General features: G+C 59.1%; 12 protein-coding genes and 1 pseudogene. 3 read left to right on the top strand and 10 right to left on the bottom strand.

From position 1 onward, the window contains the following. Nucleotides 1-64: 64 nt before the first annotated feature. On the bottom strand, nt 65-823 hold the full coding sequence (locus ABLV12_RS13030) for a MerR family transcriptional regulator (RefSeq protein ID WP_064356034.1): 759 nt from the start codon (nt 821-823) through the stop codon (nt 65-67). A gap of 210 nt (nt 824-1,033) precedes the next feature. Here ABLV12_RS13030 and ABLV12_RS13025 point away from each other — a divergent pair, with 210 nt between their 5' ends. The 3 genes from ABLV12_RS13025 to ABLV12_RS13015 are packed head-to-tail and all read left to right on the top strand — an operon-like array spanning nt 1,034 to nt 3,956. Then, nucleotides 1,034-2,722 (top strand): sensor histidine kinase, encoded by a 1,689-nt coding sequence (locus ABLV12_RS13025; protein ID WP_004103831.1) that lies wholly within the window; start codon nt 1,034-1,036, stop codon nt 2,720-2,722. Next, nucleotides 2,716-3,435: a two-component system response regulator BtsR gene (gene btsR, locus ABLV12_RS13020; RefSeq protein WP_004103829.1), complete on the top strand. Its 720-nt coding sequence runs from the start codon at nt 2,716-2,718 to the stop codon at nt 3,433-3,435. Before ABLV12_RS13025 ends, btsR begins: the two co-directional genes overlap by 7 nt. A gap of 53 nt (nt 3,436-3,488) precedes the next feature. Continuing rightward, nucleotides 3,489-3,956, top strand: a complete 468-nt coding sequence (locus ABLV12_RS13015; RefSeq protein WP_348867093.1) for a DUF1456 family protein — start codon at nt 3,489-3,491, stop codon at nt 3,954-3,956. 124 nt (nt 3,957-4,080) lie between these two features. Here the strand turns inward: ABLV12_RS13015 and ABLV12_RS13010 are convergent, their stop codons facing one another. From ABLV12_RS13010 to ABLV12_RS12970, 9 genes and pseudogenes are all read right to left on the bottom strand, one after another. After that, on the bottom strand, nt 4,081-4,542 hold the full coding sequence (locus ABLV12_RS13010) for a YehR family lipoprotein (RefSeq protein ID WP_004103825.1): 462 nt from the start codon (nt 4,540-4,542) through the stop codon (nt 4,081-4,083). Between the two features lie 99 nt (nt 4,543-4,641). Next, a pseudogene (locus ABLV12_RS13005) lies at nt 4,642-6,561 on the bottom strand (SWIM zinc finger family protein); the annotation flags it as partial. After that, nucleotides 6,558-7,694, bottom strand: coding sequence for a VWA domain-containing protein (locus tag ABLV12_RS13000; protein ID WP_160887053.1), 1,137 nt, complete (start codon nt 7,692-7,694; stop codon nt 6,558-6,560). The gene ABLV12_RS13000 and the pseudogene ABLV12_RS13005, both read right to left, overlap by 4 nt. Beyond that, entirely contained in the window at nt 7,694-9,979 is a 2,286-nt protein-coding gene (locus tag ABLV12_RS12995; protein ID WP_224313740.1) for a DUF5682 family protein, read from the bottom strand. The genes ABLV12_RS13000 and ABLV12_RS12995 overlap by 1 nt, the downstream gene beginning before the upstream one ends. Nucleotides 9,980-9,989: 10 nt before the next feature. Then, the gene (locus tag ABLV12_RS12990; protein WP_348867092.1) at nt 9,990-11,078 is read right to left on the bottom strand and encodes a MoxR family ATPase; all 1,089 of its coding nucleotides are present in this window, start codon (nt 11,076-11,078) and stop codon (nt 9,990-9,992) included. A 230-nt stretch (nt 11,079-11,308) separates the two neighbouring features. Continuing rightward, the gene (locus ABLV12_RS12985; protein WP_348867091.1) at nt 11,309-14,902 is read right to left on the bottom strand and encodes a DUF4132 domain-containing protein; all 3,594 of its coding nucleotides are present in this window, start codon (nt 14,900-14,902) and stop codon (nt 11,309-11,311) included. A 14-nt stretch (nt 14,903-14,916) separates the two neighbouring features. Then, a complete protein-coding gene (locus tag ABLV12_RS12980; protein ID WP_348867090.1) occupies nt 14,917-18,555 on the bottom strand; it encodes a WGR and DUF4132 domain-containing protein in 3,639 nt (1,212 codons plus the stop codon). Between the two features lie 15 nt (nt 18,556-18,570). After that, nucleotides 18,571-22,308 carry a WGR and DUF4132 domain-containing protein gene (locus ABLV12_RS12975; protein ID WP_348867089.1) on the bottom strand — a complete coding sequence of 1,246 codons (3,738 nt, stop codon included), beginning with the start codon at nt 22,306-22,308 and terminating at the stop codon, nt 18,571-18,573. Nucleotides 22,309-22,320: 12 nt separating this feature from the next. Next, nucleotides 22,321-25,881 (bottom strand): DUF4132 domain-containing protein, encoded by a 3,561-nt coding sequence (locus ABLV12_RS12970; protein ID WP_348867088.1) that lies wholly within the window; start codon nt 25,879-25,881, stop codon nt 22,321-22,323. Between the last annotated feature and the right edge of the window lie 94 nt (nt 25,882-25,975).

Raw genomic sequence — 25,975 nt, 5'->3', positions numbered from 1 at the left:
CCCCGTTACACAAAATGCAGAGATGGCTTGCATAACGGGAGGTGTCCATATACGGACAGGCGCCTCAGGCGCCGCCTCCGGGAGACGTTGCGGTGGCGTGATTCAGCCAGATAATCTGGCCCTGCTGCTCCCATTGACGCATTTGATTCACCTGGGCGCTACAGGGCGCCTCTCCGCACCAGACCATTAGCGTACTGTCGGGGAAAAGCTCCGGTCGGATCTGGTTCAGCGAATGGGCGAGAATATCCACCCGCCAGCCCTGTTCGCTGGCTATCCAGCCCTCCAGCCATAGCCGGGTGATATCGTTCACATTCCAGCCCATAATCAGCGCATGGTCGCCGGGATATTTTGCCGTCGAGGACAGGCATCGGGCGATATGATTAATCAGAATGCCGTCCAGGATGCCCCGCATTGCCAGCAACGTTGGCTGCGGGCTGAGCAGGCGCTGGCGTAAGGGGTTAACCAGGTGCTTCACCAGGGTTTGCGCAGAGTCGGTGTGGTTACGCTCCTTCAGCCACATCCGCAGGCGATGATAACTTCCGTTTTGCAGATAGCCGAGCAGCATCTCCTGCCGATCGCGCCAGCCGTCGACCCTCTCCTGCTCATTATCCATCAGCAGCGTTTTCACTTTCCCGACCTGCACGCCGGAGTCAATCCAGCGTTTGATTTCGCGAATACGGTCTATCTCATATTCATTAAACAGGCGGTGGCCGCCGTCGGTACGCTGAGGTTTCAGTAATCCGTAGCGCCGCTGCCAGGCGCGTAACGTCACGGGATTGATATCGCAAAGCTGGGCAACTTCGCCAATTGTATAAAGCGCCATTTTCTCCTCCCGCTGTGTTCTCCTCTATTAACTGTAGAAGCTGTTTGCCGAAGCGGAGATTTTTGTCTGTTTTTTGTACAAAAACGGATCGTCGAGGCGCTAAGAAGTGTGATCCTGAACATGAATTATCATTTTCATGTATTGCTTCAAAGAAAGTTATAAGCAAGCAGTGTATGTTACGCGCTTTCAAATGAAGTGTGGTCTGCGGGTATGTACGAGTTTGATCTGGTGTTGCTGCTGCTTCAGCAGATGTGCGTGTTTTTGGTCATTGCGTGGCTGATGAGCAAAACGCGTCTGTTCATCCCGTTAATGCAGGTCACCGTCCGTTTGCCGCATAAGCTCTTGTGCTACGTGACCTTCTCTATTTTCTGCATCCTCGGCACCTACTTTGGCCTGCATATCGAAGATTCGATCGCCAATACGCGAGCCATCGGCGCGGTGATGGGCGGCCTGCTGGGCGGACCGGTGGTCGGCGGCCTGGTGGGACTGACCGGCGGCCTTCATCGCTACTCGCTGGGCGGCATGACCGCGCTGAGCTGTATGGTTTCCACCATCGTTGAAGGACTGCTCGGCGGGCTGGTGCACAGCATTCTGGTTAAACGCGGGCGACCGGATAAAGTCTTCAGCCCGCTCACGGCCGGCGCGATTACCTTTTTTGCTGAAATGGTGCAGATGTTGATCATTTTGCTGATCGCTCGCCCGTTCGAAGATGCCCTGCATCTGGTACAAAGCATCGCTGCCCCCATGATGGTGACTAATACCGTCGGGGCGGCGCTGTTTATGCGTATCCTGCTGGATAAGCGGGCGATGTTTGAAAAATATACCTCGGCTTTCTCGGCCACTGCGCTGAAGGTGGCGGCGTCGACGGAGGGGATCCTGCGCCAGGGGTTTAACGAAGAGAACAGCATGAAGGTCGCGCAGGTACTGATCCAGGAGCTGGATATCGGCGCGGTGGCGATCACCGATCGCGACAAGCTGCTGGCGTTTACCGGGATCGGCGACGATCACCATCTGCCCGGGAAGCCTATTTCTTCGCTCTATACCCAAAAGGCGATCGATACCGGCGAGGTGGTCTATGCCGACGGTAACGAGGTGCCCTACCGCTGCTCGATTCATCCTAACTGTAAGCTGGGCTCCACGCTGGTTATTCCGCTGCGCGGCGAGAATCAGCGGGTGATTGGCACGATAAAACTTTATGAAGCGAAAAACCGCCTGTTCAGCTCCATCAACCGCACGCTGGGGGAGGGGATTGCCCAGCTGTTATCCGCGCAGATCCTGGCCGGACAGTATGAGCGGCAAAAGGCGTTGCTAACGCAGTCGGAAATCAAGCTGCTGCACGCCCAGGTGAACCCGCACTTCCTGTTCAACGCGCTGAATACCCTGAAAGCGGTGATTCGCCGCGATAGCGACCAGGCGGGGCAACTGGTGCAGTATCTGTCGACCTTTTTCCGCAAAAACCTGAAACGGCCAGCGGAGATCGTGACCCTGGCGGATGAGATCGAGCATGTAAACGCCTATTTGCAGATTGAGAAAGCGCGCTTTCAGGCCAACCTACAGATCCACATGCTGGTGCCGGAAGCGCTGGCCCAGCATCAACTGCCGGCTTTTACCCTACAGCCGATAGTCGAAAACGCCATTAAGCACGGGACTTCGCAGCACCTTGGGGTGGGGGAAATCACCATTCGCGCCAGCCAGTACCAGCGCTGGCTGCAGCTGGATATTGAAGATAACGCCGGGTTATATCAGGACAAACCCAGCGCCAGCGGACTGGGCATGAATCTGGTTGATCGCCGTCTGCGGGCGCGCTTCGGCGCCGATTGCGGGATCACCGTCACCTGCGAGCCGGAATGTTTTACCCGCGTCACGCTGAGACTGCCTCTGGAGGAAAACGCATGTTAAAAGTATTAATTGTCGACGATGAGCCGCTGGCGCGTGAAAACCTGCGTATTTTGCTGGAGACCCAGCCGGATATCGAGATTGTGGGCGAATGCGGAAATGCCGTAGAGGCGATTGGCGCAGTACACAAGCTGCACCCGGACGTGCTGTTTCTGGATATCCAGATGCCGCGTATCAGCGGTCTTGAGATGGTTGGCATGCTTGACCCGGAGCATCGGCCCTATATCGTCTTTCTCACCGCATTTGACGAGTACGCGGTGAAAGCCTTTGAAGAGCACGCGTTTGATTATTTGCTGAAGCCAATAGAGTCCGCCAGGCTGGAAAAAACGCTGGCTCGACTGCGCCAGGAGCGCAGCCTGCAGGATATGACCGCCCTCGACGATACCCAGCAGGCGCTAAAGTATATTCCCTGCACCGGCCACAGCCGCATCTGGCTACTGCAGATGGAAGACGTGGCCTTCGTCAGCAGCCGGATGAGCGGGATTTACGTGACCGATCGCGAAGGAAAGGAGGGTTTTACCGAGCTCACCTTACGCACCCTTGAGAGCCGAACGCCGCTGCTGCGCTGCCATCGCCAGTACCTGGTGAACATGTCCCATCTCAAGGAGATCCGCTTTGAGGAAAACGGCCAGGCGGAGTTGCTGATGCGTGCCGGGCAAACGGTGCCGGTGAGCCGCCGCTATCTGAAAAGCCTGAAAGAGGCGATTGGTCTGTAAAACGGCGGAATCGTGATAAACTGTGCGGCAGAATTTTTCATCATGAAGGCAATATGATCAGTAACGATATTCTCCGTAGCCTGCGCTACACCCTGAAAACCAATAACAGCGGCCTGGTACGTATTTTTGCGCTAGCGGATGCGCCGGTCAGCGCCGAACAGCTGGTACCCTGGCTGAAAAAAGAAGACGAAGAGGGGTTTGTGCGCTGCCCGGATGTCGTGCTGTCGAATTTTCTCAACGGCCTGATTTACGACAAACGCGGTAAAGATGCGTCGGCGCCGCCGCTGGCGGTAGAACGCCGGGTGAATAATAATATCGTGCTGAAAAAACTGCGTATTGCCTTTTCCCTGAAGACGGATGACATTCTCGCTATCCTCACTCAGCAGAAATTCCGCGTCTCGATGCCGGAAATCACCGCCATGATGCGCGCCCCGGTGCATAAAAACTTCCGCGAATGCGGCGACCAGTTTCTGCGCTACTTCCTGCGCGGGCTGACCGAGCGCGAACACGCGAAATCCTGATATGCCTCCCCGGCTTGCGGCGTTAACGCCAGAGCCGGGCTCCCCGAATGTACGGCCCTGTAGCCTGACCGGGGTAGCCCTGCTAAGCGTAGCGTAAGCCGGGAGTTCTCCGCGCCAGTCTGGGTTATTTCACTTCTTTAAAACCCTGTGATTTCAACATTTTTTCCGACTCGCTCAGCGAAATAAACTTTTGCGAACAGTCGGTAAAGCTGGCCCCGGGTAATTGACACAGCTCGCTGATTTTAGCCTGATTAAAGTCGATGGAGAGGTGTTCCTGCGCGGCGCTTTCTTTATAGTCGACGCTGTGGGTGACGCCTTTGATTTTGCTGTAGGCCACGCCGATAGGATCGATGATCTTGCGCGCCTGCTCTTCGTTACTCACCCCGAGTGATGTATAGGGAATAGTATTCTCCGCGTCCTGGCGGGTAACGACATCGTCTTTGTAGTGATAGGTGTAGGTCAGGTCTACGCCGTTCATCGTGTTGTGAAACGTCTTGACCTCATCTTTGTTGTTATCGCAGCCGACGAGCGCGGCCATCATTAACGTTGCGCCCAGAGCGGCGGTAATCCTGCGGTTAAATTTCATTATCATTCCTTGTTAATCAATCATCATCTCTAATTGTATACAGAGTTGGGCGATAGCGCTGAGCGTATCCTCGGAAGTCGCCGTTTCGCGCTCGGCCAACTGGTGGAGCAGGCGCGCGAGATGATTAAATCCGCCGTTGGTTAAATCGTCGCTCAGCGTCATCGCTTCGCGAAAAAGGCCCTTTTGCTGATAGCGCAGGCCGTTGTGCATAATCTGGATCAGCAGCGCCCGGGTGCGCTGCAACAGCGTCAGGGCCAGCGACCGCGGCGGCAGGATATCGCCGGCAGGCAGTGGCCCAACGGGAAGCGGTTCCGCGTTCAGCGCCCAGCCGCGGGTGCGGGTCATCATTACCAGCGGTTCCAGGCTAAGCTGCCCGCGGCTAAAGGTGACCATCCCGGACACCATCACTACCGGATCGTCCTCCTGGCTGAGCAGCGCCGCCATTCGCTCAACGGCATAGGGCGCGCTGGCGGCGGCGGGAAGGGACAGCAGCAAAACGTTGTCTTGCCCTTCGCCGCTGAGAACCTGCGCATCCAGCGTTTGCCGGGCGGCGTCCCATCCGACGGCAAGACAGGCATCCACCGGCAAAATAAACAGATTATCCACCTGATTAAGCGGACGCACCCACGCCGGAGGGCGCTGGCGCAGATACTCACGCAGCGCCGCAACCCCCGGCTGGCGCAGCGGCGCGCTGAGCAAAAGCCAGGCCTCTTCACTGAGCGGAACGTTGCTGCTCAGGCGGTGGCGCGCGCTCAGCAGCAGTTCGCCGCTGGCGTTGCGGCTCGCTGATTGAGTAATCATCTGCCCGCCCGCCAGCGCGCCGGCCTGGAAGCTAAACAGGCGGCGCTGCCACAGCGGGCTTTGCGCCCGTTCCGCCAGCGGCCAGCTGCGCGACAGATGCATAATGCTGCCGGTATCCGGGTCGCTAAACCAGATGCGTAAACCGTAGCGGTGATTATCCTGCCAGCTGCGCATTCCCAGGGAGATAAGTCGCAAATGATCGAGCCGCGCTTCGCCGGCGATACCCTGGCCCACCACGGTGCGCCACGGCAGGGGCGGCGTCTGGTCGGCATCGGCAAGCTGCGCCATTCTGTCGGCGCTCTCAAGGCGGGCGTTAAGTCCTGCCAGCTGGCTGAGAAGCTGTTCAGGATGGTAATGGCTGGCGCGCTGCTGAAGGGCCTCGACGCCTTCGCGAAGCTGAGCAAGTGCGCCGACGACCCAGCGCCAGTTTACCGTCTGCGCCGCGCGCTGCGCCCGGGTGAACGCAGCCTCGAAGCCAATAGGCGGCTGGCTGACGCCGCTTTGCCACAGCAGTTGGCTGAGCTGGCGGAGGCTTTGTCGACAGGCCTCGCCGTCAGGGGTATCAAAAGGCCCTCCGCGGGCGGCGGCCTTGCGGCTGCGCGTTTGCCAGACCAGGTGCGTAAAGCCAGGCTGCTGGGCTTCGGCATCGGTAAAAGCCTGAACCGCCAGCGCCACGTGTTCGCACAGCGAGCCGTCGACGCAGTCGCAGCGGGCAAAACGGATGCTGCTGCGGGAATAAAAACGCACATCGCTCATCGGCAGCTTTGCCGAAGGCGTTTCGTTAGGTCGGCAGAATAGCTCCACCGCGACGCCTTTATCCGCCAGCTGCTGCGCCCGCTTCAGAACGGACTCGGGGAGAGCGGCCAGCTCCGCTTGCCACAGTCCCGGATGCCAGCGTTCGCCGCTCTCCGGTTCCCCTTCGGGACGCTCATCACCGGTATTGGCGCGCTGGTAGCTGAGGATCAGCATCACGCGATGACGACACATGCCGCTGGCGCCGCAGGTACAGCTGGATTCTTTGAGCGCCTGGCCTTTTGCCAGCCGGGTGCGGGTGCCGTCGTGAAATACGGCGGTCAGGGTGCCGTCTTCATCCTGCGCAAGTTCGGGGATATTGCCGTTATCCAGCTCTTTCTGGCTGCGTTTTACGAATCCGGCGTTGCTTAGCGCCATGAGCGCCTGCGGGGTGAGTTCCAGTAATTCGGGGCGTAAAGGCATCATGATTGTAAATTCTCCGCCAGCCAGGAGGCCAGCTCGCCGGGCGTCATGGCGGCGATTTGCGCCCCGACGTTAACCAGCGCCTGGGCCATATCGTGGTCATAACAGGGGGATGCCGAACTGTCTAACGCCGCCAGCCCGAGGACTTTAGCGCCGCTTTGCACGCTCAGCTTGACCTGATTAATCAGTAGCGAGTTCGCCCCGCCTTCGAAAAAGTCGCTCACCAGCACGATGACGCTTTTTTGCGGTTGTTCAATCAGCTGTCGCGCATATTCAACAGCCTGGGCGATATTGGTCCCGCCGCCGAGCTGAACTTTCATCAGCAGCTCTACCGGGTCGGCAACGTCGTCCGTGAGATCCACCACGCTGGTATCAAACGCCACGAGGTGCGTACGAATGCCGGGCAGCTGCCATAAGCAGGCCGCCATAACCGCCGAATGGATAACGGAATCCACCATCGAACCGCTCTGATCGACCAGCAAAATCAGCTGCCATTTTTCGCTGTGGCGTTTAATACGGCTGATAAACTTAGGCGATTCAATGTACAGCTTGCTGCGCTGCGGGTCCCAGTGCTTGAGGTTGGCGCGCAGGGTATTCTTGAAGTCGAAGTTGCGCGCCAGCGGGATACGCGAGGGGCGGCGCCGATTGCGCGCGCCGGAAAAAGCCTGGCGCACCTCTGTCGCCAGCCGGGCCATAATTTGCTCTACCACCTGGCGCACCAGCTTGCGGGCGGTGTTCAGCACGTCTGGATTCATCAGATGTTTAGTATGCAGTACCGCTCGCAGCAGGCTTTCGGAAGGCTCGATACGTTCAAGCACTTCCAGATTGGTCACCACCTCATCGATGCCGTAGCGCAGTACCGCATCGCTCTCCAGCCGCTCGATAACCGGCTGCGGAAAAAGCGAGTGGATAGCGTTGATCCATTCCGGCGTCGTCAGGCTGGAATCCTCCAGTCCACCCTGGCGCTCGCCTCGCCGTAGTCGCTCCGGATCGCGGCCGTAGAGCCACTCCAGCGCATGGTCTACCTGACGGGCATGCTCATCGAGGCCGCCGAGGCTGTTTTCGGCGGCCTCGCCCAGAATCAGCCGCCAGCGCTGGAGCTCCTGGGTTGTCAGAATATCGGATAACCTGTTCATTAGCGTACTCCCCAATGGCGTAGCGCGGCCAGCGCCTGCTGTTCCAGCTGCTGATGATAGATTAACTGCTCCGGCGAGCAGGCAACCGGCGCCTGTAGCGCAGAGGTCGGTAGCATGGACATGTGATAGTGATCGAGCACCTGGCGGGCCAGCTCGCCGCGTTCCCGAGGCGGCAGCCACGCCATCGCCGCCCGCAGATCCGGCAGCGCGAGAATAAACTCATCGTCCGCCAGCCGGGCGAGCAGCGCGCTGAATCCCGCGATAAAAGCGGGCTGACAGGCGAGCTGATGGCGCGCCAGCGCCAGCATACCGTGGACCGCCTCTCCCAGACGCTGCGGAGAGAGCTGCGTCAGCAGGGTCAGCGCTGCTTCAGCGGTCGCCGCGGGATGCTCAAGGCGAATCAGCGCGCCGAGCGCCGCGCCGCGGTCGAGCGGTGCGGCATCTGCGGCGTGAATTCGCCGTTCAAGCAGCGCCAGGGCGGCGCTGAGCGAAACTCCCGGTAAAACGCTGCCGCTGTGGAGATCGCGCAGGATGTGGCACAGGGTGCGCCAGCTATGCAGATGGGCGTGAAACTGCTGCTCGTCGGCAACGCCGCTGGATTCGCAAAGCCACAGCGTCCGGTCAAGCGCCGCGCAAAGCGTGATTTCCAGCACCGCGGCGTTTTGCATACCGCTGCTCTCATCTTGCTGCCAGAGGGCGTAAAGCACCTCCAGCGCTGGCCCCATTTCGGCAAACTGGCTCTCTTCGGCAATCAGCTGCGCCAGCTGTTCCAGCATCTGCTGGCTGAAGGTGGAGAGACCCGCCAGCGCGGCCTGATTCAGGCTGGCGGCCAGGCTTTTGATCCCCCCGGAGGCCAGAATAGCCGCTTCCAGCCGCTGGCGCGCGGCCTCCGCCAGGGAAGCGCCGTAGCGGGAGGTCTCGATCAGGACCGCGTGCTGCTCCAGGGTTGGAAACAGTCGCCAGCGCTCTTCGCCATCGCCGGAAAGCGTCACCGCGCTGCCCGTTTGCTGCTGGAAACCGGGAATGTCGAGGATGGCCAACCGGTGTAAGATCTGACTTTTTGCTAATCCCTCGGGCGTATAGCGATTGATGTTCAGGTTTGCCGGTACGGCGATCCCGACGCGCGCCAGCTCGCGATCGACGTCCTGCGGCAGCGGCGGCAGCGGCGTTCCCTGAGCGAGCTTGCCGAAACCGGCTCCCGCCAGCGCATCCACGATGGTCAGCAGAATCGGATCGGTTTGCGGATGAATCACGCCGCGATAGCTCCACGGTAGCGGGGCATTGAGCGCTTCTTTGATTAACGAGCCCGCCAGCGCGTCAAGCCAGTCGCAGCGCAGCGGCTGGGTATGGCCGCGTATCTGCGCCAGCGCCATTGCGCGCAGGTGGGCGGCAGCGAAATCGGCCGTTGAGGCGGGAAGGCGATGCTGGCGCAGGCGGGCGAGGATAGTTTTCAGCAGCCGTTCCCCGGCCTGACGCAGGCCCAACTGCCAGCACCAATTTTGCCAGACCGGCGCCGGCATCCCGGAAAGATAGCCCGCCAGAACGTCCAGCCGTTTTTCGCTATAGGGGGTGAGGTAGCAGCCGGTGACGGCGTCGGGCGTCGGTGGCGGCGGGGATTCAGGTTCCTGCGCTGGCGCCCGGCAATTCCGCCACAGGGTAGCCAGCGCCGGGGCGTGCCAGCCGCCGCAGACCACCACGACCGGGCCGTCATTTTGCTGCATGGCCCATGCCACCCAGCGGGCCATCCAGGCTTCCCGCTGCCGGCTGTTTTCTCCGCCGCTGCTATCGCCGCGCAGCTGGATAAAGTAGGTTTCCAGCGCCTGCTCCAGTCCGGCGCGCTGGGTTTCATCTTCGAACAGATGGTCCCACAGCGCGTCGGTATTCTCCATTCCGCTGGCGGCAAACAGGCGCTGCTGGTCATCGGCGCGGCGAGCGTCAGAGGCATCGCTGTCATCCTCTCTTTGCGCCCAGACCGGTAAATCGATAAAGCGAATATGCGCGCCCGTCGCCCGGGCGCTCAGCAGCGCCTGCCACTCGGGGGAGAATTCGGCAAACGGCGTCCAGGCACCGCGTCCCGCCGCGCCGCCCTCCTGAGACTGGCAGTAGCTGTAGATGGCGATGGGCAATTGATGGGGTAAAAACAGCTCATCCAGGCGCTGATTAAAGTCCACCGGACCTTCAATCAGAACGTAGCGCGGACGCGTTTGTTCGATGCGTTCTTTTACCAGCCTGGCGCAGGCCGGGCTGTGGTGTCGAACGCCGATAATTAACGGCTGCTCTGGCATGCGTGTTCCCTCACGGCAGGCGGTGGCGGGCCTGATAATAGGCCTGCCAGTGGGCTTCTTTATGCGTACCGACGCGCTGCTCAAAATAGCGGCGCAGGCGGGCGCGGTCGTCCTCGTTATCTTTGACGATTGTACCGGCGATGCAGTCTACCAGGTCGGCGGGCTCTCCGGCGCGAGCGGCCAGAAACCAGGCACGTACGCCGACGGCGTGGGCGACGTTCACCGCTTCGGCGGTGGACATAATCGCGTTGAGAGTATCCATTGAGGTTTTCTTTCCGCCCTCGGCGCGCAGATCGCGGAAGGTCTGGACCAGCAGTTCCAGTACGGCATCGGGCACTTTATGCGGAATGCCGCTATGCGCCAGCAGGCGTGCCGACGCGTTAGCCACCAGCTCCAGCTCCTGCTGAAAATCCATGATTGGAAAGACGGTTTCGAAGTCGAAGCGACGTTTAAGCGCCGCGCTCATTTCGTTGACCCCGCGATCGCGGGTATTGGCGGTCGCAATGATATTAAACCCGGCGCGGGCATAGAGCAGGCTATCCTCACCGCTCAGCTCCGGGATCGCCATTACCCGGTCGGAAAGCATCCCCAGCAGGCAGTCCTGAACCTCCAGCGGCGTGCGGGTTATCTCTTCGAAGCGGACGATTTTCCCGTCGCGCATGCCTTGATACAGCGGGGCGGGCACCAGCGCCTGGGTCGAGGGTCCCTGGTTGATCAACAGCGCATAGTTCCAGGCGTACTTGATTTGATCTTCGGTAATCGACGCGCCGCCCTGAATGGTGAGCCCGGCATCGCCACAGACGGCGGTGGCCAGCAGCTCTGAGAGCAGCGATTTTGCCGTGCCCGGCTCACCGACCAACATCAGGCCGCGTCCGGTCGCCAGCGTGACCAGCATCCGCTCGACGGCGGCGGGGCTGATAACCACTTTACGGCTGATGTCGCGAGCGCTATCGCCGAGGATAAACGCGCGCGCCGCAGGCAGGCTTAACTGCCAGCCGGGCGGGCAGGGGAAAGGGTCATTCTGTTGCAGCCGCGCGAGTTCATCGGCGTAGAGCATGGCGGCTGGGGGGCGCTGAAGATGTTTTTCCTGTTGTATCATCGTTTCTTCCTTAAAGAGACAGCGGTAATCGTTAGACCTTATTTATGCGCAGCAGATTGCGTGAGGTGCTTTATTTCTGAGCTTGATATATCGGATTATGTTTAACGCAACATCTTCCTGCGTATCTTGTAGTTAAAAAGGCACATTAGGTTCGTGGGGCTAAAAAGCCAATATTCGACTCATGCGGTGAGTCGAATATTGTTGCTAATTGACTCACCTCGTTTGTCGCACTAGCGGGAAATAATCTCTATTGTGCTTAGCGCTTCGCTGAGATCCTGAGGATCGAGCCGGGAAAACGCAACGGGTTGTTCGCCGTAATAGAGCGTTATCGCGCCAAACTGCTGAGGAGCTTTAGCGTCTATGCTGTAGTGAACAAATCCCGGCGTGATTTCCAGTATCAGCCGATGCTGAGCAACATCGTAACAGAAATAGCTTTCGCTACCTTGCCACCAGCCCCGGCCGCGGATGCCCAGCAGCTGCCCGCAGGTCGTCGACCTTCCCTGCCAGCGCGTTAGCTTGCTGACTGAAGTTTCTTCCGGCAGCAGCAGGAGAGTATGGCGGGTCAGCTGACGGAACGGCGGCAATAGCTGGTAATCGGCAAAGAGTTGTTCAAACGCCGCCCGCGTCAGGTCGTCCATTTCCAGCGGATGAACGATGCCGAATAGTGCATCTTCCGGCAGCGTGATGGGCTCATCCTGGCCGTCGCAGAACTCTCCCTCGGCCGCGATGCGAAAAGCGGCGAGCAGGCGACGAGGCTCATTAGCGGCGTATACTCCCCATACCAGGCGGCGGGTCACATTGTGGGTCAGCGGGTGGTCGACGAACAGCGACTGAAACTCCGCGCGCGTCCAGCGCCGCGCCAGCCGCAGGGCGTTTTCCAGATGCGGTAGCAGGCGTTTCGCCACGCGAGCGGCATCTTTTTTCAATCCTTTCAGCCGGAGCAGCGCTTCCGCGGCTTTTGTCTGGTCATCTTCGGCGCGCAGGCGCGGGAGGCTCTTTTGCCGCGCTCCCTGCTGGTCATAAATTACCGGCTGCAGATTTTCATCAAAGCGCACGCTAAAGCTGCGGGTACCGAAATCAAAGGTCAGCGCACCGGGGTTATCCAGCCCCAGCGTCGGCGTAAGCCGATCCTGCAGCTGCTCTTCGCTCAAATCGCGCGCTTCGGCAATCTCTTGCAGACAACGTTCCGCGCTCTCGCGCAGCGGGCGGGATTTTGCCCGTTGCGAAATATGGTCCAGCTGCAGCAGCGACATATCGCTGCCGATGCGGGTCAGAAGATGCAGGCCGCTGGCGGCGCGGGCAGATTTCCCTTCCTGCGGCCAGGCGAGAATAAGCTGGGTTAAATCACGCACCGTGCTTTCATCGCCAAAGATCCCCAGCGTCTGAAAAGCCCAGTTCTCTTTGCCGGGCGTACCGGCATTCTGCCAGGCTTTGAAGAGATCCCAGGCGAAAGCGGCCAGCGATTGGGGCTGACAGGCGGCTTTGACTAAATCCAGTCCGCAGTAAAAGTGGCCGCCCTGGGCGAAGCGCAGCATATCGCCGAGAATTTCCAGCGCATCGTCGGTCAGCGGCTGATCGTTGCTGAGAAGCCGCGGCCTGCGCCAGAGCGCGGGCTGCCAGAAATCCGGCGCTTTCGGCGTGCGGGCCGGATAATTATCCAGAGGATCTTGCGTCAGCAGCTGCTCCAGCGCTGGCCATAGCCTCGGTTCGTGCCAGCGTTGCACCACCGTTTGCAGTAGCGCGTGATGGCCTTCCTGATACAGCAGACGCAGGGCGTTAATGGCCGCTTCGCGGCTATCGCCCGCTTTATCGAACGCCAGCGGAATTAACGCGGCGGCGGCGTGTTCCGGCCATTGCAGTAGCCACTGGCGGGCGAGATGGCTCTGCGCCTGAAAGCGCCGCCAGACGCGGGCCACCGGCAGCGCCAGCTCCGTTGCGCCGAGATGCATCAGCAGCGGAAAGATCTCTTTTGGCCGATGCCGGAGCGCCAGCAGCAGGCCGGACAGGGTGTCAGTCCCGAGGATGCTCAACAGGTATTCAGCGCCGACAAATTTGAAATTTTCTTCATTAATGCGCTGCCAGAGGGTTACCGCCTGCTTGCGGGGGAGCTGCATAAGCAGATAAAGATTCCAGCACTCGTTGGGGTGATAGCTTTCTTCGAGATAGTCTCGCCAGGCTTTGAGAAGCGCTTCGTTATCACCGCTGTGCAGCGCTCTGATAGCGGCTTTATCCCAGCCTGTTTTAGTCCTGTATGCGCTGTGCCACGGCGACCCTAAATGCCCTTGCTGTCCATTCAAAGTATACTGATGAAAGAGATAATCCATATCCTGAAAGCCCAGTTCCTCTAATACCACCTCACCTTTGCGGCTAATGCGCTCATGCAGCGGCAGGTCGTTAAAGAAGCAGGCCGGTTTGCCGGCGGCCAGCGCCTCCCGCTCTCCAGGCTGCCAGTACTCCTGCGGCGCAAGCTTCAGCGGCGATAGCGCAAAACGCGGCGCGGCGGCTTTTTTCTTTTTACTGCGCCACGGCGGCGAGAGCAGAATTTCCGGCAGGCCGGGGTTATCGACGGCCACCGTGACGCCTGCGGGCAGCGCCTGTCGGAACGTCGCCAGAAGTTCCCGCGCCTGCGCGCTTAGCCAGGGACTAACCTGTTCGGCCAGCGGCGGATGCGTATTCAGCAGCGTCCGGAGCAGCATTCGCCAGCCCTCTGCGCGTTTTTTCTGCTGCTGCGGGAGCTTTTTCGCTTCAATATGCGGATAGCCCGGACGCGCGGGCGGCTCCGGTAGCGCCAGCAGCTCTGCCAGCGCCGCCAGCGTCGAGGCGGGAAATTGTCTGGCATATTTTGCCACGCGCAGCTGGCTGGGCTTGTTTTTATCCGCCACCAGCAGCAGCAGGCGAATAACCTGCGGATGGTTGATTTGCGCCAGCAGGCTACCGCAGTCGTCTTTATGCGCGTAAATCGCCAGCCTGGCGACTGCCGCCAGCCCCTGTTCACGCAAAAGCGCGGCGCAAGCGGCATAGCCGTAGCGGTTTGCAAAATAGCCATCGCTGTCCTGGCGATCGGTAAAAATATCACTCGACCAGGTTTCCTCAAGCTTCGCCAGCACGGCGGGGTCGGTGGCGACGGCTTTAAGCCACTCTTTTGACGACCGCCAGGAGTTGTCAATGCAACGTCCGGCTATTTGATTGGCGATATCCGGCCTTTCCGGCAGCAGCAGGGCGATAAACGGCTGGCGATAAAATGGCGTTTCGACCAGGCCGGCAATAAGCTTTTCGGCGCAGCGTTGCCAGACGACCTCTTCCGCCAGCGACAGATGTTTGCGCAGACGTAGATCGAACTCGCTATAGGTTTCAGAGTGGAGGCCGTAAACGTTCTCTTTCTGCGGATGACTGAACACCCATTTGCGCGGCGGGTATTTACTATGGCCCGCCGCGATATTCTGCCGGGCAATCACCACCTCGGTCGCGTACTTGACGCCGTGCAGCTGGACGATTTCATCCAAAAGCGCCGGGCTATCCTCTTCAGCCAGACGAGTCAGCACCGCCAGCGCGCGGGCGGGCATTGCCGCGCTGGCCTCGCCCACGCAGCGCATCGCCTGCGCAATCGCCTGTTGCCACTCAGCAGTACATTGTTCAGCCTCCCAGGCGAGGGGCTGACTGCGGGAGGCAATATCGTTCGCCAGCCGTTGAAGTCGTTCCACTTTGACCAGCGGCACCGGCTCGCCCGGCCAGCGGCGATGGCTTAACGGCGTCTTACCTTTTTTAAAGGTCAGCTCCAGCTGCGCGTCATCCGCCAGCCAGGGTGGGGTTAGTGCGTTGTGCATAAACGTTCCTTGTTCTATTCAAATAGCGAATTAATATCGTTGATCAGTTCGCAGGCGGTGACCTCATCGACGACGGAGAAGGGATTCTCTTGACGCCAATCCTTACCGTAATCTCGTCCCTGACCGTGCCATAGCCAGGCGGTGATGAACGTCTGCTGTGCGCTTAGGGTGTCGTGCGGCATTCCCGCTTTGAAACCTTCGTTGAGATCCAGCACCAGCGTCCACTCGCCCAGCGGTTTGAGCAGATAGTTAATTTTGTTCTCATACCCTGGAGCACCGCGCAGCCAGCCTTTCGCCGTCAGCCCCATCACGCGTCCACTGGCGCACGTTTGCTTATCCCAGCGATATAGCCGCGTAGCGTTGCGTTCTTCCGGCGTCAGCGCGCTGCGAGTTCTGCTAAGCTGGCGGAAAGGGGAGAGCAGCGCGTAATCGTCCAGTATTTGCGCAAAAGCGGCGGCGTCCTCTACGGATATCTCCATAATATGCGGGATACCTATCAGCAAATCGCCCGATGGCAGAACAAAGGTCTGGTCATTGATATCGCTGTAGCTGCCGTCTTCCGCTATTCGAAACCCGTGCAGCAGCTGGTTTTGTTGGCTATAGACGCCCCATATCAGACGCTGGCTCAGGTGACGCAGTAGCGGGTGTTCGACCAGATAACGCCGAAAATTGGCGGGAGTCCAGCGGCGGCGCTGGCACATCGCCGTTTCCAGACGGCGAATCTGCTGGGGAATTGCCGTTCGTGCGTCTTCTTTCAGGATTTTAAACTGTTGGATAGCTTCAGCCGCCAGCGCCGGATCGTCTTTTTTCCCCACCTCCGGGAGCGTGCTTACATGCTCACCGGCCATATTACGGACTACGAGCTGCCAGGTATCATCCAAACTGATGCTGAACTGTCGTGGACCAAAATCCAGCAGCAACGTTCCCCTGGCATTTAGCCCTAGCGTAGGGGCACTCCTGTCTTCGAGTTCAGCAGGTGTGAGCTGGCGCTGGGCTGCGATTTTGTCCAGCACGGCGTAAGCATGATCCTGCAATGCCGGAGAGGGGGTCTTTTGTGCAATGGCGCGGATCTGCATCAGGGCGATATCGCTGCCGATACGGGCCAGCAGATCGACTCCAGCAGCCGCGCGGGAGTAGAGTGATTTACCCGGCCACTTGCGAATGAGCGACGTTAAATTCCGGGCGGTATCATCATTGCCCAAAATACCTAAGGCGATAAACGCCCACTCTTCCTGTTTTGGACAATCGGCTTTTATCCAGGCGCTGTAGAGATCCCAGGTGAAGGCGGCGAGCGATTGCGGCGTACAGGCGTCTTTAACCTGCTTCAGACCAGGATAAATTTCGTGGACCGAGGGGAAGCGCAGCATAGTTCCGAGGTGATGCAGCGCTTCATCGGATAGCATTTTTCCGCTTAGCTTTAGCTGCGGTCGTGTCCAGAATGCGGGCTGGTAAAACGTCGGCAGCGGCGTGCGTCTGGCGGGATAAGTATTTAACTGGTCGCCGTTGAGCAGTGCGTCAAGCGCGGTTATCACTTCCGGCTGTTGCCAGCGCAGCGCCACCTGTTGAATAAGATCGCCATGTCCATTTTCCACCAGCAGCTGTAGCGCCTGACGAGCGTACCCCTGAGCGTTGCCGGGCTTACCCAGCGCGTCGGGCAGAAGGCCGGTAATGGCATGTTCCGGGTATTTTAGCAGCCAGCTGCGGGCGATATCGCGCCCGGTTTTGAGCTTGCAGTAGGCGCGGGCGATAAGCGGCGCCAGTTCGGTGGCGGCAAAATGCAGCGTCACCGGCAGCGCCTCTTTCGGCTGGCGGGCGACGCTGTTAACCAATCCCGGTATGCCATCAATGCCAAAATGCGCCATCGGATACGCTGTGCCGACATGCGGCGCGTGAGTCAGCGTATTCCATAATGCCAGGCCGGTTTGTCGTTTCAGCCCCGGGAGTAGCGAAAGATTCCAGTCAAACCGCGGGGCGCCCAGCGCGGCATAATCGCCTCGCTGCCAGGCCTGAAGGGTTTCGTCGCTGCATCGGCCGCCCAGAAGTTTTAACGCCTGTTCAGGAGTGGCCTCGCTGATTTGCGCCGTTTTCTGCATGACTTCATCATGGTTGTAAACCCAGATATTGTTTGACACGGGAATAAACGGAGTCATCTTTGCCGCCAGAGGCAGCGCAGGCAACGCCAGAACCGGCTGGCGATTTTTTTTCTGTTTACTCGCCCACGGCGGTGAAACCAGAATCGGCGGCAGTTCATCGTTATCAGCAAAACAGGCATTTTCTTGACGAAGCTCCCCCAGTATGGCGCGTGCCGGTTCGCTGATTTGCGTCGCTACGGGTTCAGCAAGCTGCGGATGTTGATGCAGCAGGTGGAGCAGCTGCGTGCGCCAGAGCGGATTGGCTTGCCCGGCAATGTTTTCCGCCAGCGCGGCGATGGCGGCGGCGGGCCACTGTTTACAGGCCTGCATTAGCCTCATTTGCTGATGAGCACGGTTCGCCTTCGCCAGCAGTAGCTTGATGGCCAGCGGATGGTTGACCTGAGCCAGAACGTCAGCGCAGCCGTCCTGCCCGGCATAAGGGGCGAGGCGCCGCAGGCCCGCAACTCCCCGATCGAGCAGCAGCGTGGCGGCCCAGCGTCGGTCTTCCTTAAATATCCTTAGCCATCGACATTTTTCGATTGCCGCCAGCGCTTGCGCATCCGTCACCGTCAGTTTCAGCCATTCCCGGTCCGGTACATGCTTCATCCGGCCCAGACGCAGCGCCATGTTGTTGGCAATGTCCGGCCGCTCTGGCAATAGCAGCGCGATAAGCGGCTGGCGATCCGCTGGCGTATCGGCAATCGCTGCGATCAGTTTATCCGCGCAGTTTTGCCATGTTCGTTTATCGGCAAGCGAAAGATGCTTGCGCAGGCGAAGTTCAAATTCGCAGTCGCTAAACCAGAGATTCTTGTTTCGGTGAGTGTACTTAACGTGAAACGTAGAATAATTGTTCCGTTTCTCTGCCTCATGATAAAGATGCAGACAGGCAACCACCACCTCCGTCGCATACTCCAGGCCCCAGGTTAGCACGATCTCATCCAGCAGGCTGGCGTGCTCTTTGGCGAAAGCAGGGGCTCTTATAGTTAAGGGACGAATGGTTGGCAGGAGCAGAACGGCCATCCTCTGCGGCGACAGGGTGATATCGCCGCTCAGATCCGCCGCCAGCGCCTGAGCGATATCTATCTTCCACTCTGCACGACAATCCTGGCTATCTATGACGTCAATCTGTCGTGCCTGGGATCGCAGTTTCTCCGCTAACCGCGGCGGTTCCGGCATTGTTACCGGCGCGCCGGGGCGATCGCGGTGGCTTAACGCCTCCCAGGCGATCTCCTCCGGCAGGGTGAGAGCCGCATCGTCAGCGAGCCAAAGTGACGAAAGAGTAGGGGATGAATTCGCTTCAGTCATTGCCGCTTCCGTTTCCTGCGGCAGATAGCCCTTCTTCACCTTCTCATTAATCAGTTTTTGCTGCGCGTTGGCTGCGGCGGCGCCATCAGCGAAAACCTTAATCTGGCTTTGCCCGTTGCTGCCGACCTTGCCCCAGCGCAGGTGCAGTTCGTTTTCCTGCTGTTCCACAGACCAGAACTTGTGTGATTTATCATCCTGATAAATAAATATTTTCACCTTAGCTCCCTGCTTTTATTCAAATAGCCCTTCAATATCGTTGATCAGTTCGCTGAGGGCGACTTTATCCAGCTCCGAAAATCGGGCCTGCTGCGGAGCGTTGCCGCCCCAGCCGTACTGCCGGGCATTTCCGGCGTACAGCCAGACTTTGCTTAATAGCTGCTCGGTGCTGAGTTCATCCGGCAGCATGCCCACGGCGAAGCCTTCGTCGATTTCCATTACCAGCGCCCGCTGTCCCAGCGGTTTTAGCATCCAGCCGATCCAGCCAGCGTCCTGCGGCTCGCCGCGCAGCCAGCCTTTGTTGGCCAGCCCGATGACCCGGCCGCTCGGGCACTTGCGTCCGGCCCAGCGGGTCAGCTCAGTGGCTGCAAGCTCGGCAGGTGTTAGTGTGTAGCAGTTGCGGTCGAGCTGACGGAACGGCGGCAGCAGTTCGTAATCGGCAAATAGCTGACCAAAAGCGGCGGCATCCTGCGGCGTCATTTCCAGCAGATGCGGAAGGCCGATACGAATGTCGCCGTCCGGCAGAGGAAAGAGATCGTCATCGGCATTGCTGTAGCTGTTGTCTTCCGCCACGCGGAAACAGGCCTGCAGGCGGTTGTCCTCACCGTATACGCCCCATACCAGGCGACGGGTGAGATGGCGTACCAGCGGATGGTTGACCAGGAACAGGCGGAAGTTCTCCGGCGTCCAGCGGCGGCGCTGGCACATGGCCGACTCCATCCGCGCGATTTGCTGGGCGGCAATCGTGCGGGCATCTTTTTTCAGGGCCTTGTAGCGATTGACAGCCTCGGCGGCGAGCGTGTTATCGTCGCTTTTATTCGGCTTCGGCAGATCTTTCAGACGGCTGCCGTTTTCATCCCGGACGTACGGCTTGAGCGCTTCATCAAAGCTCACGATAAAGCGCCGTGGGCCAAAATCGAGGGTGAGCTTACCATCCTCATTCAGACCCAGATCGGGCGCCAGGCGGTCTTCCAGTTCTTCCACGGTCAGCCCGCGGCTTTCAGCGATATCGCCGATTTTCTCTCTGGCGCGTTCCTGCAGGGCTTTGAATTTTAGCTTCTGGGCGATGCCGTTAAGCTGCATCAGGGCGATATCCGTGCCGATGGCGGCGAGAATATCTAATCCGGCGGTGGCGCGCTTATGCTGAGATTCGCCGGGCCAGGCGCGGATCAGCGGCGTCAGGGCCCGGGCGGTATCATCGTTGCCGAAAATCCCGAGCGCGGTAAACGCCCAGCTCTCTTTCGATGGCGCTCCGGCGGTTTGCCAGGCGCTGAACAGATCCCAGGCAAAGGCGGCAAGTGATTCGGCAGTACAGAGATCTTTAACCTGCTGCAGGCCGGGATAAATCCCCTCCTCTGACGGGAAGCGCAGCATTTCGCCGAGCGCTTTTAAGGGGCCATCCGGCAGAGCCAGGCCATTTTCCCGCAGCAGCGGACGCGTCCACAGCGCAGGCTGGTAAAATGCGGGCAGCGGCGGAATTTTGGTCGGATGGTTATCCAGCGGATCGAGGGCGAGCAGGGCGCTAACGGCCTCCGTTACCGCCGGCTGATTGTAGCGCCGGGCGACCTCTTCAAGCAGCGGCTGATGGCCGTTATCCACCAGCATACGTATCGCCAGGCGCGCGCTGTCCTGCGCTTCGCCCGCTTTGCCGAGGGCGGCGGGCAGCAGGCCGGTAATCGCATGTTCAGGATAGGCCAGCAGCCATTCGCGCGCGCCTTCACGCAGCGATTTAAGCTTGTTAAAAGCGCGGGCGATGATGGGGGCCAGTTCGCTGGCGGCAAACCAGATCGCAACCGACAGGTTTTCCTGCGGATAGCGTGAGAAGGAGTGGATAAAGCCCGGCAAACCGGCGAGACGCAGGTGCGCCATCACAAAGTCTGCGCCGGTGTGGGGCTCCTGGCTGAGCGCGTTCCAGGCCTGTAGCGCCCGTCCGGCGGGCAGGGCGGCGAGCATGTACAGCTTCCACTCTTCCTGGCGATAGGTATGGGCATTCTTAAATTCCGCAATCAGCGCCGGATAATCCTGTCGTTGCCAGGCATCGATAGCGGCATCGGAGACATCTTCATAGCGATTTTGGCTCCGGTTCCAGCTGTGGAAACCTAAGCAGGACAGGAGCTCCTTTTCATCTTTTTCTTTGCCATTATCGAGCTGGCGGGCATACCAGCTACGCTGCTCGAGAAGCTGTTTGCTTGCCTCTTCCGTCAGCATACAGACCGGCTCTAATGGGAGCGGCGGCAGATTCAGCTGTGCAATGGGGGATTTTTTCTTTTTCGCCGCCCAGGGGGGGGTCACCAGCACCGGCGGGAGCATATCGTCGCGGGCGCACTCGGCCTGCTGGCTTAACTGCTGCTGGCAGGCTTCCAGTAGCGTCGCGGCCTGTGCAGAGATCCACGGCACAATTTCTCCGACCAGCCCCGGCTGCCCGCTGAGCAGGGTCATCAGCATAATGCGCCAGCGTTTCTCTTCTTTCTGCGTCAGCAGTTCAGCCAGCGCCGCCAGCGCGGCGTGCGGGAAGCGCGCGCTGGCCTGGGTCATCCGTTCGTGACAACGCTTACCCTGCTCGCTTGCGAGGATTAGCTGGCTCAGCGCCTGCGGATGGTTAATTTGGCTGACCAGCTTACCGCACAGATCGTCATGAACGTAGGGTGCGAAGCGGGCGATGCCGGCAACGCCCTGTTCGCGCATCACCGTCGCGTTCCAGACGCTGCCGTGGTAGTAGTCGTTAAACAGGTTCTCCGCCCGATAAGGCTCCAGCGCTTTGACGAGCTGCGGGTCGCGAACCACCACCTTCAGCCATTCCGCCGTTCTGATAGTTTTATGCGCCAGCACCCGGCGGGCGATTTCGTGGACGATATCCGGGCGATCGGGCAGCAATAGCGCCACCAGCGGCTGCTGCCCGATGGGCATATCCGCCAGCGCGGCGATCAGTTTATTCACGCAGCGCTGCCAGAGCGGTTCATCGGCCTGAGCCAGATGCGCGCGCAGGCGCACGTCGAGCATCCCGGGCCCGCGCGCGCTGGTGGGTTCTGAAAGGAAGGTCACCTGCAGGGTCTGGTAATTGTAATCAAAAGCAATGTGCTGCAGGGCAATAAACGTCTCGACGGCGTATTCCAGTCCGTAGACGTAAACAATTTCGTCCATCAGGTCGGCATTGTCGCTGCTGCGCCAGCCGCGACGCGTGGCGAGGGCGAGCTGCACCGCCAGCGCAGCAGGGGAGAGCGGGCCATCGCTAAGGGCTTCGTTGATGGTTTGCTGCCAGTAGGCGGAACAGTCGGCATAGTCAAAGGTCACGGCTTTCCCGGACTGCTGGTGGATCTCTTTGCCGAGATTCATCAGTTCGCTATCTGCGGGCGCGGCGATCGGTTGACCGGGAAAGCGGCGTGAAGGGAGCACATCTTGCAGCAGCTCATCTGACAAAGCCAGTTCGGCATCGTCCGCCAGCCACGGACGAGCTATGTCTGCAGGCACGGTAGCGCATGCGGGCGGCGGCGCAGCTGGGGTAGATGCCGGTTCCTCCGGCAGGCTGGCTGCCGCAGACGGCGTGGTTTCGCCTTGCTCAACGTAGCCTTTGCGGTTTTTTTCATTGATCAGCTTCAGCCCGGCCTTACTGGCCGCTGCCGCGTCGGCAAAGGTTTTAATCTGCTTCTGGCCGCTGGTACCCACCTTCCCCCAGCTCAGATGCAGCTCGTTATCCTGCTGCTCAACCGCCCAGAACTTGTGTGATTTTTCATCCTGATAAATAAACGTTTTCATGGCTAAGTCCTTTTAATCGAATAGCGATTCGATATCGTTAATCAGTTCGCTGGCGGCTATGGCGTCGAGCGTTGCGAAAGCAAAGGTCGGTTTGCCGTAGTCAATATCGCCTTTGGTAACGATTTTCACTGTCTCGAACGGGATGAGTTCGTCGTAGGTGGTTTCTCCATACAGCAGCGAAAAAGGTTCCACTTCCAGCACCATGTCGCCGCTGGCGGCGGGTTTGAACATGCCGCAGATGCTGCCGCCATCTTCTATTCGCTGCCAGCCTTTGCGCTCCAGTCCGACGATGCGCCCGGCCTGGCACTGGCGTCCGCGCCAGCGCGTTAATTCTGTGGCCCGGTTTTCGCTTTCAGTCAGGCGATAGTGGTTGCGATCGAGCTGGCGGAACGGCGGCAGTAGTTCATAGTCGGCATACAGCTGGCCGAAGGCGGCGGCGTCTTCCGCGGAGATTTCCAGCACGTGCGGAAGGCCGATTTGCCCTTCAGGCAGGCTGAACAGGTTATCTTCTGCATCGCTGTAGCTGTTATCTTCGGCGACGCGGAAGCAGGCCAGCAGGACGTTTTCCTGGCTATAGACTCCCCAGATCAGGCGGCGGGTGAGATGGCGCACCAGCGGATGGTCGACGAGGAACAGGCGGAACTGTTCGGCGGTCCAGCGGCGGCGCAGGCACATGGCGGTTTCCAGACGCTGAATTTGCTGGGATGCGATGGTACGGACATCTTTTTTCAACTGTCTGTAACGACTGACGGCCTCCGCAGCACGCGGTTCATCGTCGCTTTTGCCGGGCTTCGGCAAATCTTTCAGGCGTCGGCCGCTTTCATCGCGCACAAAGGGTTTCAGAGCTTCATCGAAGCTGACTGTAAAGCGGCGGGGGCCGAAGTCGAGGGTGAGGGTACCCCTGTCATCCAGACCTAAATCCGGGGCGAGGCGGTCTTCCAGCTCGGCAATGGTCAGTTCGCGCTTGTCGGCAATCTGTTTGATTTTTTCCCGCGCGGCTTCCTGAAGCGCCTTAAATTTTATTTTCTGCGCGATGCCGTTCAGCTGCATCAGGGCGATATCGCTGCCGATTTCAGCCAGAATGTCGAGCCCTGTAATGGCGCGTTTATGTCGGGATTCTCCAGGCCAGGCGCGGATGAATCGCGTTAAGTCCCGAGCGGTATTGTCATCGCCGAGAATACCCAGCGCGGTAAAGCCCCAGTTCTCTTTTGACGGGGCGCCAGCGGCTTCCCAGGCCTCGTACAGATCCCAGGCGAAGGCGGCCAGCGTTTCCGGGGTACAGGCCTCTTTTACCTGCATCAGGCCGCCATGGATAGCGACTTCACGCGGGAAGCTGAGCAGGGTGCCCAGATGGCACAGGGCATCGTCCCCCAGCGGTAGGCCGTTGGTTTTGAGCTGCGGTCTGCGCCACAGCGTGGGCTGCCAGAATCCCGGTAACGGAGCTGTAGTCGAGGGGTATTTAATCTGTGTAATATCATTCAGCAGCGCGGTTAATGCCGCCGAGACTGCGGGTTGATGATAGCGCTGCGCCACTTCTTCAATCAGCGCCCGCCTGCCGTTTTCTGCCAACAGGCGGAGCCCCAGCCGGGCGTCTTCGCGATCTTTTTTTGTTTTGCCCAACGCAATAGGAAGCAGCCCGGCGGCGGCATGTTCGGGGTATTTTAACAGCCAGTCGCGGCTTTCGGCGTGCTGCGTTTTTTTACGCAATAACCGCGCCATCGGCAGCGCCAGTTCGCTGGTGCCGCAGGAGGCAGTGAAGTGCCATAGTCGCCGAGGGTCTCGGTTCAGGCAGGTCAAAAAAGCCGGGACGGCGGCAGGGCCGAATATCGTCAGAATCTCAGATTCACCATAATAGTCCGTTTCGTTAATGATCTGATTCAGCAGCGAGATAGCCTGTTCACCGGGGAGATAACAAAGTTCTGCCAGGTTCCAGGAGGTACGCCTGTCCCCGCAATATTTTGCTCGCTCGGCTTTAAGCGTCGGAAAATCGTCACGCAGTAGCGCATCGACGGCGCTTTGTGGGATGGGCAATTTTTCATATTGCTTTTCTCCCGTTTTTCGCCAGTTCTCAAAGCCTAAACGCCACAGGATTTGCTGCTCTGGCGTTTGTGGCAGGAGCATGGGCTCCCAGCTTCTTTTTTCCAGCGACGGTAAATCGATAAACATCGTTTGCCGTGTTGCCTGTCGTTGGGCTATCTGCCGATATTCACCGTTACTCTCGAGCATTTTTCGGGTAGGGGCGACAACCGCGGATACGGCAAGCGTGGGCAGATCAAACGCGGGGACGGCGGCTTTAGTTGTTTTCGCCAGCCACGGCGGCGTGACCAGCACCTGGGGCAGCGAGTCGGAACTGGCGCATGTCATCTGCGTCTCTTGCTGACGACAGCTGGCGAGTACTTCGACTGCCTGCTCGCTTATCCAGGGTAAGACCTGTTCTGCTCGTTCTGGCGCGGCGGCGATAAGCGTCGTTAGCGTCTGACGCCAGATGGGGTTTTCTTGTTCCTTCAGCAGTTCTGCATAAGCCGCGATAGCGGCGTGGGGATGCCTCTGGCTGGCTTTGCTGAGGAATTCCAGACGCTTGTTTTTGTCGCCAGCGCTTAAGATCAACAGCTTCAACGCATCGGGATGGTTAACTTTCCAAAGCCATTTACCGAGATAGTCGGCAACGTGGAGCTGCGGAAGTATCTCGCAGAGTTCCGCCGCATATTCTTCCTTCAGGACGTCGAGGGTGCGGCTCATTCCCTTTATGCCCCGGTCGGCCATCTGCGTTGCCGCGAAGCTGATATAGCCAAAGTTATTTGCCGGGAGGAACGGATAGTGGCGCAATGCCGCTATTGCGTTGTCGTCCGTAACCACTGACTTTAATCTTCCCATGGCCGGGATATTTTGCCCGACGAAACGCAGCGCCATGTCGTTGGCGATATCCGTACGCTCCGGCAGTAGCAGTGCAATTAAAGGCTGCATAACGGGAGAGAGTGTTGGAATAGCGGCAATCAGTTTGTTTGCGCAGCGTTGCCACTCTTCTTCTGGAGCCGTGGAAAGATAGCCGCACAGGCGTGGGTGCCAGTTGGGGAGAGCGTTTTCCTCATCAAGAGGAATATCCCGCGTGAGGATATATTTGCATGCGGTATCGCTATATTTTTTCCACAGTTGCAGGGAGCAACAAACAATTTCCACCGTCGTTTCCAGGCCGTGGCGGGCAACGAAGCTATCCATTAAATCTGGCTCAAAGTGGCCTATATGCCAGAGTAACGCTGCTTCGGAAAGCAGGCTGCCTTCGCGTCGACTCGCCTTGAGACGCAGCGCAAGTTCAGCAAAAGCGAACTGCCAGTCTGGTGGGCAGGATGCGTATGCCGCTAAGGTGTTGTAAGCCTTTTTACTCGCGGCGATATCTTGCCAGAGCTGATCTTCAGAACGTGCATGGCCGGGGGGACGAGGCCGATCGCGGCGGCAACGGCTAAAGTGGTTAATCTGATCGGTAAGCGCAATGGACGCATCATCGGCAAGCCACGGGCGGTGATCCCCTACGGCAGCGTTTTGCATTCCATAGTTCTGATTTTGAGCGGTTGTCATAACATTCCCTGTATTTTTATCCAGTTCGGTGCTGATGCTAACAGCTATTGCCCTGGAACGCAGAGGGGAGGGGCGACAAGAATGCGATTTTCAG

It is taken from the genome of Klebsiella sp. CN_Kp100, from assembly GCF_040065315.1.
Classification (GTDB): domain Bacteria; phylum Pseudomonadota; class Gammaproteobacteria; order Enterobacterales; family Enterobacteriaceae; genus Klebsiella; species Klebsiella oxytoca.
Note: the sequence above shows the minus strand (reverse complement) of the source record. Positions and strands in the feature narration are given on the sequence as shown.

Bases quoted from the DNA above. Each gene is read 5' to 3' on its own strand.
- ABLV12_RS13030 (WP_064356034.1), bottom strand. From the start codon at position 823: ATGGCGCTTTATACAATTGGCGAAGTTGCCCAGCTTTGCGATATCAAT.
- ABLV12_RS13025 (WP_004103831.1), top strand. From the start codon at position 1,034: ATGTACGAGTTTGATCTGGTGTTGCTGCTGCTTCAGCAGATGTGCGTG.
- ABLV12_RS13010 (WP_004103825.1), bottom strand. From the start codon at position 4,542: ATGAAATTTAACCGCAGGATTACCGCCGCTCTGGGCGCAACGTTAATG.
- btsR (WP_004103829.1), top strand. From the start codon at position 2,716: ATGTTAAAAGTATTAATTGTCGACGATGAGCCGCTGGCGCGTGAAAAC.
- ABLV12_RS12970 (WP_348867088.1), bottom strand. From the start codon at position 25,881: ATGACAACCGCTCAAAATCAGAACTATGGAATGCAAAACGCTGCCGTA.
- ABLV12_RS12995 (WP_224313740.1), bottom strand. From the start codon at position 9,979: ATGCCAGAGCAGCCGTTAATTATCGGCGTTCGACACCACAGCCCGGCC.
- ABLV12_RS13000 (WP_160887053.1), bottom strand. From the start codon at position 7,694: ATGAACAGGTTATCCGATATTCTGACAACCCAGGAGCTCCAGCGCTGG.
- ABLV12_RS13015 (WP_348867093.1), top strand. From the start codon at position 3,489: ATGATCAGTAACGATATTCTCCGTAGCCTGCGCTACACCCTGAAAACC.
- ABLV12_RS12985 (WP_348867091.1), bottom strand. From the start codon at position 14,902: ATGCACAACGCACTAACCCCACCCTGGCTGGCGGATGACGCGCAGCTG.
- ABLV12_RS12990 (WP_348867092.1), bottom strand. From the start codon at position 11,078: ATGATACAACAGGAAAAACATCTTCAGCGCCCCCCAGCCGCCATGCTC.
- ABLV12_RS12975 (WP_348867089.1), bottom strand. From the start codon at position 22,308: ATGAAAACGTTTATTTATCAGGATGAAAAATCACACAAGTTCTGGGCG.